The sequence below is a fragment of the Agromyces sp. Root1464 genome, assembly GCF_001427265.1.
In the GTDB taxonomy this organism is placed as follows: Bacteria; Actinomycetota; Actinomycetes; order Actinomycetales; family Microbacteriaceae; genus Agromyces; species Agromyces fucosus.
In genome coordinates, this window is the sequence record NZ_LMFU01000003.1 from 444930 (window position 1) to 457385 (window position 12456).

The following is a 12456-nucleotide window of genomic DNA, read 5'->3' on the forward strand; positions in this document are numbered from 1 at the left end:
CCGCTCGTCGTGCAGGTGCGCTGCTAGTTCTGCTTCTTCAGTCGCGACGTCGTGCGGGCACGAGCCGTCGCGTCGAGCTCGACCTTGCGGATGCGCACCGCGGCGGGCGTGACCTCGACGCACTCGTCTTCACGGGCGAACTCGAGGCACTCCTCGAGCGAGAGCTGGCGCGAGGGCGTCATCGACTCGAACGTGTCGGAGGTCGACTGACGCATGTTCGTCAGCTTCTTCTCCTTCGTGATGTTCACGTCCATGTCGTCGTTGCGCGAGTTCTCGCCGATGACCATGCCCTCGTAGACCTCTTCGGTCGGGTTCACGAAGAACGTCATGCGCTCCTGCAGGGCGATGATCGCGAACGGCGTGACGACGCCCGAGCGGTCGGCGACGATGGAGCCGTTGTTGCGGGTGACGATCTGGCCGGCCCACGCGTCGTAGCCGTGCGAGATCGCGTTCGCGATTCCCGTGCCGCGCGTAGTGGTCATGAACTCGGTGCGGAAGCCGATGAGGCCGCGGCTCGGAACGATGAACTCCATGCGGACCCAGCCGGTGCCGTGGTTCGACATGTTGTCCATGCGGCCCTTACGAGCGGCGAGCAGCTGCGTGATCGCGCCGAGGTACTCCTCGGGAGCGTCGATCGTGAGGTGCTCGTAGGGCTCGTGCACCTTGCCGTCGACCTGCTTGGTGACCACCTGGGGCTTGCCCACGGTGAGCTCGAAGCCCTCGCGGCGCATCTGCTCGACGAGGATCGCGAGTGCGAGCTCGCCGCGGCCCTGCACCTCCCACGCGTCGGGGCGGCCGATGTCGAGGACCTTGAGCGAGACGTTGCCGACGAGCTCGCGGTCGAGGCGGTCCTTCACCATGCGGGCGGTGAGCTTGTGGCCCTTGACCTTGCCGACGAGGGGCGAGGTGTTCGTGCCGATCGTCATCGAGATCGCGGGCTCGTCGACCGCGATGATCGGGAGCGGGCGCACGTCTTCGGCGTCGGCGAGCGTGTCGCCGATCATGATGTCCTCGAACCCTGCGACCACGGCGATGTCGCCGGGACCGGCGCTCTCGGCCGGGTAGCGGTCGAGCGCCTTCGTGAGGAAGAGCTCGGTCACGCGCACGTTCTGGACGGAGCCGTCGTGCTTGACCCAGGCGACCGTCTGGCCCTTCTTGATCGTGCCGTGGAAGACGCGGAGCAGGGCGAGACGGCCGAGGAACGGCGAGGCGTCGAGGTTCGTGACGTGCGCCTGCAGGGGGTGCTCGTCGTCGTAGACCGGCGCCGGGATGTGCTGCAGGATCGCCTCGAAGAGCGGCTCGAGGTCGTCGTTGTCAGGGAGCTCGCCGTTGCCGGGCTTGTTGTGGCTCGCGGCGCCGTTGCGGCCCGAGGCGTAGACGACCGGCACGTCGAGGATCGCGTCGAGGTCGAGGTCGGGCACGTCGTCGGCCAGGTCGGAGGCGAGGCCGAGCAGGAGGTCCTGGCTCTCGGCGACGACCTCGTCGATGCGAGCGTCGGGACGGTCGGTCTTGTTGACGAGGAGGATCACCGGCATGCGGGCCTCGAGCGCCTTGCGGAGCACGAAGCGCGTCTGCGGCAGCGGGCCCTCGCTCGAGTCGACGAGGAGGACGACGCCGTCGACCATCGACAGGCCGCGCTCGACCTCGCCGCCGAAGTCGGCGTGGCCGGGCGTGTCGATCACGTTGATCGTGATGGGGCCATCGGTGGCGTGCGCGCCCTTGTACGAGATCGCCGTGTTCTTGGCGAGGATCGTGATGCCCTTCTCGCGCTCGAGCTCGTTCGAGTCCATGGCGCGCTCCTCGACGTGCGCGTGCGCATCGAAGGAGTTCGTCTGGTTGAGCATCGCGTCGACGAGCGTGGTCTTGCCGTGGTCGACGTGAGCGACGATCGCGACGTTTCGCAGATCGTTCCGGGTGGCGTTGGCCATGTTTGGTCCTCGAGGGTGCCGGCCCCCCGTCGCCCCCGGGCGGCGAGATCAGCGCACGGAGACAGCGTGGAAGCGCTGTGTGAAGGTCTGTGGGGAGCGCAGGATGCCGCAGTGACGGCGTGCGCCCCTCAAGCGTACCCTGTCGCGCGCCTGTGAAGCTGAGAACGCGAAAGCGCCCGGCCTCCGAGTGATCGGATGCCGGGCGCTCGCGTCGTTCTCGAACTGCTCGGTGGCTAGGCGCCGAGCTCGATGCCCGCACCCGGGATCGCCGCGAGGAGATCCTTCGTGTACTGCTCCTGCGGGTTGTCGAACACCTCGTCGGTGGTCGCCGCCTCGACGATGCGACCCTTCTGCATCACGCAGACGTGGTCGGCGATGACGCGCACGACGGCGAGGTCGTGCGTGATGAAGAGGTACGTCAGCCCGAGCTCGGCCTGCAGATCGGCGAGCAGGCGCAGGATCTGCGCCTGCACGAGCACGTCGAGCGCCGACACGGCCTCGTCGAGCACCACGATCTCGGGCTTCAGCGCGAGCGCACGCGCGATGGCGATGCGCTGGCGCTGGCCGCCCGAGAGTTCGTTCGGGTAGCGGCTGATGAGCGTGCGCGGCAGCGACACCTGGTCGAGCAGCTCGTAGACCCGCTCGCGACGCGAGGCGCTGGTGCCGACCTTGTGCGTGAAGAGCGGCTCCGAGATGGTGTTGCCGATGTTGCGCAGCGGGTTCAGCGAACCGTACGGATCCTGGAAGACCGGCTGCATGCGGCTGCGGAGGTTGAAGAGCTCCTTGCCGGTCACGCTCGCCAGGTCTTTGCCGCCGACGACGATCTTGCCGCTCGTCGCGTCTTCGAGCTTCAGCAGCATCTTCGCGACGGTCGACTTGCCCGAGCCCGACTCGCCGACGAGCGCCATGGTGGAGCCCTTGGGAATCTGGAACGAGACCTTGTCGACCGCCGTGAAGTCGCCCGAGCCGCGGATCTTGAAGACCTTGGTGAGGTCTTCGACGACGATCGCCGGGGGCGCCGCCGGAGCGGCCGCGAGGGCCTCGGCACGAGCCTCGGCGGTCGCGATCAGGTCGATCGAGTCGCCCGCGACGGCTGCCGCGCCCTCGGTCATCGAGGACTCGGCCGCGGAGATCGACCCCGTCGCCTGGATGCGACGCGAGGCGAGGCTCGGCGCCGCGGCGACGAGTCGCTGCGTGTACGGGTGCTGCGGGTTCTGCAGGATGTCGACCGACGGACCGGATTCGACGACACGGCCCTTGTACATGACCACGAGCTGCTCGGCGCGCTCGGCTGCGAGGCCGAGGTCGTGCGTGATGAACAGCAGTGTCGTGCCGAGTTCGCGCGTGAGCGATTCGAGGTGATCGAGGATGACCCGCTGCACCGTGACGTCGAGCGCCGAGGTCGGCTCGTCGGCGATGAGGAGCTGCGGGTTGGCCGCGAGCCCCATGCCGATCAGCACGCGCTGGCGCATGCCGCCCGAGAACTGGTGCGGGAACTGACGCATGCGACGGTCGGCATCGCCGAGGCCGGCCTGCTTCAGCACCTCGATGGCGCGCTTCTTGACCTCTTTGCGGCCGGTGGCGATGCCGTTGGCCTTGATCGCCTCTTCGACCTGGAAGCCGATCGACCACACGGGGTTGAGGTTCGACATCGGGTCCTGCGGGACGAAGCCGATCTTGCGACCGCGGACGGTCTGCATCTCTCTCGCCGAGGCCTTCGTGAGGTCTTGGCCGTCGAGGAGGATCTGACCGCCCGAGATGTGCCCGGTGCCGGGGAGCAGGTTGATGATCGCGTGCGCGGTCGTCGACTTGCCCGAACCCGACTCCCCCACGATCGCGAGGCTCTGCCCGCGGTAGAGGGTGATGTTCACCCCGTCGACGGCCTTCACGAGACCGTCTTGGGTGTTGAAGCCGACCTGGAGATCCTTGATCTCGAGGAGCGGTCGCTCTGCGCCGTCGGCGCGTTCTGCTTGCACGTTCGATCCGTTCGAAGCCTGGTTCGTCGCGTTCGAGGACTGGCTCATCGCTGTGCCCTCGCCTTCGGGTCGAGCGCATCGCGCACGACCTCGCCGAGCATGATGAAGCTCAGCACGGTGACCGACAGCGCGATCGACGGCAGGATCAGCGTCTGGGGCGCCGTGCGCAGCGAGGTCTGGGCCTGGCTGATGTCGTTGCCCCACGACATGATGTCGGTCGGCAATCCGACGCCGAGGAACGACAGGGTCGCCTCCGCGACGATCGCCGAGGCGAGCGAGATGGTCGTGATGACGATGACCGGTGCGATCGAGTTCGGCAGCACGTGGCGCACGAGGATGCGGAATCGCGAGACGCCGAGGGCCGTGGAGGCCATGACGAAGTCGGCGTTCTTCACCCGGAGGATCTCGGCTCGGAGCACACGGGCGGTTGCCGGCCACGCGAACAATCCGATCGCGAGCGAGATCACCCACACGTTCCGGTAGGCCGAGAGCACCGACATGATGACGACGGCGGCGAGGATGTAGGGGATCGAGAAGAAGATGTCGCCCAGGCGCGAGAGCACCGAGTCGAGCCATCCGCCGTAGAAGCCCGCGAACGCACCGAAGACGATGCCGAGCAGCGCCACGAGGAACGTGACGATGAGGCCGACGGCCAGCGACGTCGACGTGCCGTGGATGATGCGCGAGTAGATGTCGCAACCCTGCTTGGTGAAGCCGAGCGGGTGTCCCTCGGTCGGACCCGCGTTGCTGTTCGCGAGGAGGCAGTCGTTGTTCGGCGGCGTCTGCGTGAACAGGCCGGGGAACAGCGCCACGACCACGACGAGGAGGATCAGCACGGAGGAGATCCAGAACATCGGGCGCTTGCGCACGTCGTTCCAGGCGTCGGTCCACAGGTTCGAGGGCTTGCCCTCGGCCTTGACCGAGTCGATGGCGACGAGCGGCGTCTCTTCGAGCGGAGCGACGTAGTGCTGCTGGTCTGGTCTGGTCTTACTTGGCATAACGGATCCTCGGGTCGAGAACGGCGTACAGGAGATCCACCAGCAGGTTCACCACGAGGTAGATCAGCACCATGATCGTCACGAAGGAGACGACGGTCGGTCCCTCGCCTCGGATGATCGCCTGGTAGAGCGTGCGGCCGACACCCGGCACGTTGAAGATGCCCTCGGTCACCGTGGCGCCGACCATCAAGGTGCCGAAGTCGACGGCGAGGTAGGTGACCACGGGGATGAGCGAGTTGCGCAGGATGTGCACGGGGACGATGCGCCCACGGGTCAGGCCCTTGCTCGCGGCAGTGCGAACGAAGTCCTGACCGTCGGTGTCGATGACCGACGCCCGCGTCAGTCGGACGATCTGGGCGAAGCTGATGGTGGCCAGCACGATGGCCGGCAATATCAGGTCTTGCGTTGGCGCGCCCGGGCCGACGGTGGTTCTGAACCACCCCAGATAGATGCCGAAGAACCACTGCATCACGAACGCCAGCACGAAGATCGGCAGCGAGATGAGGATGAGGCTCACGACGAGTGCGCTCGCGTCGAAGATGCCGCCCTTGCGAAGGCCCGAGATGAGGCCGATCGAGATGCCGGCGACCATTTCGAAGAACACGGCCATCGCTGCGAGTCGCAACGTCACCGGGAACGTGGCCATCAGGATCTCGGAGACGGGCTGACCCGAGAACGAGACGCCGAGGTCACCCTTGAAGATGTTGCCGAGGAAGATGAAGTACTGGACGATGAACGGCTGGTCCAGGTGGTAGCGCTCGCGCAGGGCTTCGATGACCTGCGGGGGCGGGGTCTTGTCGCCGAACAGCGCGACGATCGGATCGCCGGGCATGGCGAAGACCATGAAATAGATCAGGAACGTGGTGCCGAGCAGGACAGGGATCGCCTGCAGCAGTCGGCGCAGGATATAGCCGGCCATGGATCAGGCCCTGCGTTCTGCGAATGTGGACATGTTGAAAGAAACCTCACCGTTGTGCGAGTTCGACTCCACGATGCTACGCCGATCAGGTGAACACCGTGGATACGTGGGAGTGGGGCGGCAGCCTGCTCGGCTGCCGCCCCACGGGCGCCTCAGAGTCTAACCCCGAGTCGTCCTTGATCGGGAATTACTCGCTCTTGGTGATCTGGTAGTACAGCGGCACCGAGTTCCAACCGAACTCGACGTCGTTGACGACCTCGCTCCAAGCACCGTTGACCGTGGAGTACCACAGCGGAACGGCGGGGAGGTCCTGGAACAGGATCTCCTGTGCAGCCTGGAACTTCTCGTTCGCGGCGGCGATGTCGGTCTCCGCGAGGCCCTCCTTCAGGAGCGTGTCGACCTCGGGGTTCGAGTAGTCGCCATCGTTCGAGCCGGCACCGGTTCCGTAGAGCGGGCCGAGGAAGTTGAAGAGCGCCGGGTAGTCCGCCTGCCAGCCCGAACGGAATGCCGTCTGGATGGTGCGGTCGGTGATCTTCGTGCGAGCCTCAGCAAACGTGGGGTACGGGTCGCCGGCGGCGTCGATGCCCAGGTCGTTCTTCAGGCCGTTCGCCACAGCGTCGACCCAGGCCTGGTGGCCACCGTCAGCGTTGTAGGCGATCTTGAAGGTGCCGTCCCACGGAGCGATCGCGTCGGCCTGGGCCCACAGCTTCTTCGCCTCTTCGGGGTTGTAGTCGAGAACCTCGGAGCCGGGGATCTCTTCCGAGTAGCCGTCGATGACCGGCGACGTGAAGTCGTGCGCCGGGGTACGGGTGCCGGCGAAGATCACGTCGGTGATCTCGTCGCGGTTGATCGCCATCGAGATCGCCTGGCGGCGGAGGTTGCCCTCTTCGCCCGAGAAGTGCGGCAGACGCGCGGGGATCGTGAACGACTGGAAGATCGCAGCCGCCTGGGTGATCGCACGGTCGCCGAACTCGTCTTCGAACGTCGCGAGAGCCGAGTCGGGGATCGCGTCGAGCACGTCGAGGTTGCCGCCCTGGAGGTCGGCGTACGCGGCGTCCTGCGAGGCGTAGAAGATGATGTCGAGTCCGCCGTTGACCGCCTTGCGGGGGCCGTCGTAGTCGGGGTTCACGACGAGGTCGATCTTCTCGTTGTGCTTCCAGGCGTCTTCGCCGTCGAGCATGTACGCGCCGTTGCCGACCGGGCTCTCACCGAAGGCCGCGAGGTCCTCGAATGCCGACTCGGGCAGCGGGTAGAAGGCCGAGTAGCCGAGGCGCAGCGGGAAGTCCGACTCGGGCTGCTTCAGCTTGACCGTGAAGGTCGTGTCGTCGACGACCTCGAGGCCCGGGAGCTCGGGGACGGACTCTTCGTAGCTGAAGCCGTCGATGGACTCGAAGAAGTACTGCGAGAGCTGCTCGTTGGCCGTGTCCGCGCCGTAGTTCCAGGCGTCGACGAAGGAGTTCGCGGTGACGGGCTCGCCGTTCGTGAACTTCTGGTCGGCCTTGAGCTTGATCGTGTAGTTCTGCGCGTCGTCGGTCTCGATCGACTCGGCGACGTCGTTGTGCGCAGCACCCTTGGCGTCGTAGTAGACCAGGCCCGCGAAGATCGCGTCGAGGATCTTGCCGCCACCGACCTCGTTGGTGTTGGTGGGGATCAGCGGGTTCTGGGGCTCGGAGCCGTTGGTCGTGATGACCGCGGTGGCATCGCCAGCAGGGGCCGACGGGTCAGCACCGCCGCTCGTGCAGCCAGACAGCGTCAATGCGCCGGCGGCAGCAAGAGCAATGGCTGCAACGCCGATTCTCTTGATCTTCAATGTTCCTCCTGTGAGATATGCGACGACAACACGGCTCGTGGCCGCGCTGGAGCGCTGGTAGATCGAGACTATGAACCGGACCCCCGGTAAGCAAACCAGAAGGGCAAACCGTTACCGACGCGCAACCTAGCGACACGGACCTCGGCGGATTCCGTCGCGAATCCGCACGAATGTTGCGTCTGAGCCGCTCATGCGATGATTGCCGCATGTCTTCTGCATGGCGGCTGCGGCTCGAGGTCGTCATCGTGCTCGGTCTCTCGCTCGGGGCATCCGCCGTCTACTCGATCGTGTCGATCGTCGCGAAGGTGACCGCCGAGACGCCGCTCGGCGAGCAGACGGTCGCACTGAACCCGTCTCGCGCACCGCGCGAATGGCTCGACTTCACGTACCAGTTCCTCGACGTCTTCTTCGGTCTCTTCGCCGTGGCACTCGTGCTGTACCTGCTCTGGGCACCCGGCACGAACCCGTTCCGCCGCATCGGCCTCGACCTGACGAGGCCGGGTCGCGACGCGGCATCCGGTGTGCTGCTGGTGCTCGCCATCGGCGTGCCGGGGCTCGCGCTCTACGCGCTCGGCCGCGCAGGAGGCATCACCGTCGCGGTCGAGGCCTCACCGGCCGACTGGCTGTGGTGGACGGTGCCGATCCTCGTGTTCCGGGCGCTCGAAGCTGCGCTGACCGAGGAGGTCATCGTCGTCGGCTACCTCTTCACGCGATTCAGGGAGCTCGGCGTCGGCCCGTGGGCGACGATCCTCTCGAGCGCCGTGCTGCGCGGCACCTACCACCTGTACCAGGGATTCGGGCCGTTCGTCGGAAACGTCGCCATGGGCGTCGTCTTCGGGTGGTGCTACCAGCGCTGGGGTCGCACGATGCCGCTCGTCATCGCGCACTGGATCCTCGACATCGCGTCGTTCATCGGCTACCCGCTCGCGGTCGGCTGGTGGCCGGAGCTCTTCGCCGTCTCGGCCGGCTGAGCCGGTCGAGCGGGCTGGTCCGTGCGCACCGGATGCCACGTGCGCGGTGTTCGCGGCACGTGCTCGCTCCTCCCGAGCGCCACCACGGTCGTCGGCATCGGCGGCAGGGCCTCCTCGGCGACCTCGACGCGGAAGTCGGAGTCGGTGCCCCGCACCCGCGCCATGTCGAGACCGCTGCGCCGGGACGGCGTGCACACCGGCGAGTAGAAGCCCTCGTCGCCGAAGACGCTGCCGCTCGAGAAGTCGGTGATCGACTGGGCGCGTCGCAGCGCCTCCGCCGTGGCGGGGTCGCGTCGTTCGAGCAGGCCCGCGCGCTGTTCGAGCCCGAGGCCGCGGCCCGCGAGCATCGAAGTGCCGACGAGGAACCCAACGAACCCGACGGTCGTGAGCACCGTGAAGAGATCGACGGACATCATGCCCCCTCCGCTTCGAGAGAACCCGGGCCCTGACGAACCCGTGGGTGAATTCGAGAGAACCTCAGTGTACTCCCGGGGGTGCGCATCGGGGTCGCCCTGATCCGGCGGATCGTGCGGCTCGAGAGCATGGGGCCATCCCTCGCCACGCGGGCGCCGACCGGCACCGCCGCACACAGAGTCGGAGCTGAATCATGTCACTCGCCGCCGCCTTCACCGCAGGCCGTCTCGCCGCACGCGCCTCGGATCGTCGCTTCCTCGCGACCGAAGCCGAGATCACCGCGGCGCACGAACGCGTCACCGCGCGTCGCACTGCCCTCGTGACGGTCGCAGGCGCACCGTCAGCGCCCGCTCGCGCCCCTCGCGCGTACACGGAGCGCGGCCGCCACGCGGCACCGCGCCCCGCATAGTCGCGAGCACGTCATCCGCCGATGCCTCCAGTGCGGGGGCGATCGGCTCCGAATCGCTCGCTACGCGAACGCCGTGACCACAAACGGCGAAAGCGCCGCCACTCTGCTTCCTCGACGCATCCGCTCCGCTCGCTACGCGAACGCCTCGACCGGCGGGCAGGCGCACACGAGGTTGCGGTCGCCGAAGGCCTGGTCGATGCGGCGCACGGGCACCCAGTACTTGCCCCGCACGAGCGAGTGCACCGGGTACACGGCCTGCTCGCGGGTGTAGGCGTGGGTCCACTCCCCGGCGATGACCGACTCCGCGGTGTGCGGTGCGTTCACGAGGGGGTTGTCATCAGCGGGCCACTCACCCGCGGCGACGGCGTCGGCCTCGGCCTTGATCGCGACCATCGCCTCGACGAAGCGCTCGAGCTCGGCCAGGTCTTCGGACTCGGTCGGCTCGATCATGAGCGTGCCCGCGACCGGGAACGACATCGTCGGCGCGTGGAACCCGTAGTCGACGAGGCGCTTCGCCACGTCGTCGACGGTCACGCCCGTCGCCGCCGTGAGGGGGCGCAGGTCGAGGATGCACTCGTGCGCGACGAGGCCGTTGTCGCCCGTGTAGAGCACCGGGTAGTGGTCGCGCAGGCGCGAGGCCACGAAGTTCGCCGCGAGCACCGCCGACGCGGTCGCCTGCTTGAGCCCCTCGGAGCCCATCATGCGCACGTAGGCCCACGAGATCGGCAGGATCGACGGGCTGCCGTACGGCGCCGCCGAGACCGGCCCGCCGTCGTGCGTGACCCCGCCTGAGTGGTCGGCGCGCTGAGCCATCGGGTGGCCCGGCAGGTAGGGCGCGAGGTGCGCCTTGGCCGCGACCGGGCCGACGCCGGGGCCGCCGCCGCCGTGCGGGATGCAGAACGTCTTGTGCAGGTTCAGGTGCGAGACGTCGCCGCCGAAGTCGCCGAAGCGGGCGAAGCCGAGCAGGGCGTTGAGGTTCGCGCCGTCGACGTAGACCTGGCCGCCGGCGTCGTGCACGGCCTGCGTGATGGTCTTCACCTCGTGCTCGTAGACGCCATGCGTCGAGGGGTAGGTGATCATGAGCGCGGCGAGGCTCTCGGCGTGCTCGGCGATCTTCGCGCGCAGGTCGTCGAGGTCGACGTTGCCGAGCTCGTCGGTCGCCACCACGACGACGCGCATGCCGGCGAGCACGGCGGATGCCGCGTTGGTGCCGTGGGCGCTCGACGGGATGAGGCACACCGTGCGCTCCGTCTCGCCGTTGGCGTGATGGTACCCGCGGATCGCGAGGAGGCCGGCGAGCTCACCCTGGCTGCCCGCGTTCGGCTGCAGCGAGACCGTGTCGTACCCGGTGACCTCGGCGAGCCAGGTCTCGAGCTGCTCGATGAGGCCGAGCGTGCCGACGACGTCGGCCTCGGGTGCGAAGGGGTGCAGGTTCGCGAACTCGGGCCACGTGACCGACTGCATCTCGGTCGCGGCGTTGAGCTTCATCGTGCAGGAGCCCAGCGGGATCATGCCGCGGTCGAGCGCGTAGTCGCGGTCGGCGAGGGTCTTCAGGTACCGCATCATCTGCGTCTCGGAGTGGTGCGTGTTGAAGACGGGGTGCTCGAGGTAGCCGCTCGTGCGACGCAGCTCGCCGCTCGCGACGGCCGGCAGGCTCGAGGTCTCGATCTCGACCGCGGTGCGCTCGGGCAGCCCGAACGCCTGTGCCACGAGCGAGAGCTCGGCTTCCGTCGTCGTCTCGTCGACCGCGACGTGCACGGTCGCCTCGTCGGCCTCCCACACGTTGACCCCGAGGGCGCGGGCGCGCTCGACGATGTTGCCGGCGAGTCCGGGCACGTGCACGCGGATCGTGTCGAAGTAGCTGTCGTGCGCGAGGGTGAGGCCGTAGCCGGTCAGCACCTCGGCGAGCGCAGTCGCCTTCGCCGCAGTCGAGACCGCGATGTGACGGATGCCGCGGGGCCCGTGGTAGACGGCGTACATCGACGCCATGACGGCGAGCAGCACCTGGGCGGTGCAGATGTTCGACGTCGCCTTCTCGCGGCGGATGTGCTGCTCGCGCGCCTGCAGCGTGAGGCGGTACGCGGGCGCGCCGACGGCGTCCTTCGAGACGCCGACGAGCCGGCCCGGCAACTGCCGCTCGAGGCCCTTGCGCACGGCCATGTAGCCGGCGTGCGGCCCGCCGAAGCCCATGGGCACGCCGAAGCGCTGCGAGGTGCCGACGGCGACGTCGGCGCCGAGCTCGCCCGGGCTCGTGATGAGTGCCAGCGCGAGCAGGTCGGCGGCGGCGACGACGAGGCCGCCCTGCGCCTTCGAGGCCGCGATGACGGATGCCGGGTTCCACACGCGGCCCGATGCGCCCGGGTACTGCACGAAGAGGCCGAAGTGCTCGCCGAAGGCGGCGACATCCGTCTGCTCGTCGAGCGACGTGACGACGAGCTCGATGCCGACCGCCTCCGAGCGCGACTGTAGGAGCGCGAGCGTCTGGGGCAGGGCGTCGGCGTCGACGACGAAGCGGTTCGAGGTCGACTTCGAGGCGCGGCGCGCGAGCAGCATGCCCTCGACGACCGCGGTGCCCTCGTCGAGCATCGACGCATTGGCGGTGTCGAGGCCCGTGAGGTCGGTGACCATCGTCTGGAAGTTGATGAGCGCCTCGAGGCGGCCCTGCGAGATCTCGGGCTGGTACGGCGTGTAGGCCGTGTACCAGCTCGGGTTCTCGAGCACGTTGCGCTGGATGACCGACGGCGTGACGGTGCCGTAGTAGCCGAGGCCGATCATCGAGGTGCGCACGGTGTTCTGCTCGGCGAGCGCCGCGAGCTCGGCGAGCGCTTCGCGCTCGGTGGCTGCGGCCGGGATCGCCGAGTTCAGCACCTCCCCCATGCGGATCGACGTGGGCACCGCGGCGGCCATGAGGGCGTCGAGGGAGTCGTAGCCGAGCTCGGCGAGCATGAGCCCGTGGTCGCTCGGGCTCGTGCCGATGTGGCGGCGCCCGAAGGCGTCGAGGTCGAATGCGGAGGAGATGGGGGTGGTCATC

At 68.0% G+C, this 12456-nt stretch carries 9 protein-coding genes; 2 read left to right on the forward strand and 7 right to left on the reverse strand.

From position 1 onward, the window contains the following. Window positions 1-23: 23 nt before the first annotated feature. From typA to ASD23_RS17655, 5 genes are all read right to left on the reverse strand, one after another. Window positions 24-1928 (reverse strand): translational GTPase TypA, encoded by a 1905-nt coding sequence (gene typA / locus ASD23_RS17635; protein ID WP_056014511.1) that lies wholly within the window; start codon window positions 1926-1928, stop codon window positions 24-26. A gap of 233 nt (window positions 1929-2161) precedes the next feature. Continuing rightward, complete coding sequence (locus tag ASD23_RS17640) at window positions 2162-3952, reverse strand: dipeptide ABC transporter ATP-binding protein (RefSeq protein WP_056014514.1); 1791 nt, start codon at window positions 3950-3952, stop codon at window positions 2162-2164. Continuing rightward, window positions 3949-4902, reverse strand: coding sequence for an ABC transporter permease (locus tag ASD23_RS17645; RefSeq protein WP_056014517.1), 954 nt, complete (start codon window positions 4900-4902; stop codon window positions 3949-3951). The genes ASD23_RS17640 and ASD23_RS17645 overlap by 4 nt, the downstream gene beginning before the upstream one ends. After that, complete coding sequence (locus ASD23_RS17650; RefSeq protein ID WP_056014520.1) at window positions 4892-5821, reverse strand: ABC transporter permease; 930 nt, start codon at window positions 5819-5821, stop codon at window positions 4892-4894. Before ASD23_RS17650 ends, ASD23_RS17645 begins: the two co-directional genes overlap by 11 nt. A gap of 187 nt (window positions 5822-6008) precedes the next feature. Then, window positions 6009-7631, reverse strand: coding sequence for a peptide ABC transporter substrate-binding protein (locus ASD23_RS17655; protein ID WP_056014523.1), 1623 nt, complete (start codon window positions 7629-7631; stop codon window positions 6009-6011). Window positions 7632-7837: 206 nt separating this feature from the next. Here ASD23_RS17655 and ASD23_RS17660 point away from each other — a divergent pair, with 206 nt between their 5' ends. After that, window positions 7838-8602: a CPBP family intramembrane glutamic endopeptidase gene (locus tag ASD23_RS17660; RefSeq protein WP_082571634.1), complete on the forward strand. Its 765-nt coding sequence runs from the start codon at window positions 7838-7840 to the stop codon at window positions 8600-8602. Here the strand turns inward: ASD23_RS17660 and ASD23_RS17665 are convergent. Next, entirely contained in the window at window positions 8548-9015 is a 468-nt protein-coding gene (locus ASD23_RS17665; protein ID WP_157377154.1) for a hypothetical protein, read from the reverse strand. The two genes, ASD23_RS17660 and ASD23_RS17665, sit on opposite strands and share 55 nt — an antisense overlap. Before the next feature lie 194 nt (window positions 9016-9209). On the opposite strand from ASD23_RS17665, the gene ASD23_RS17670 reads away from it, so the two are divergent. Next, a complete protein-coding gene (locus tag ASD23_RS17670) occupies window positions 9210-9425 on the forward strand; it encodes a hypothetical protein (protein ID WP_056014534.1) in 216 nt (71 codons plus the stop codon). 132 nt (window positions 9426-9557) lie between these two features. On the opposite strand, the gene gcvP is transcribed toward ASD23_RS17670, so the two are convergent. Then, entirely contained in the window at window positions 9558-12455 is a 2898-nt protein-coding gene (gcvP, locus tag ASD23_RS17675; protein WP_056014537.1) for an aminomethyl-transferring glycine dehydrogenase, read from the reverse strand. Window position 12456: the final 1 nt, after the last annotated feature.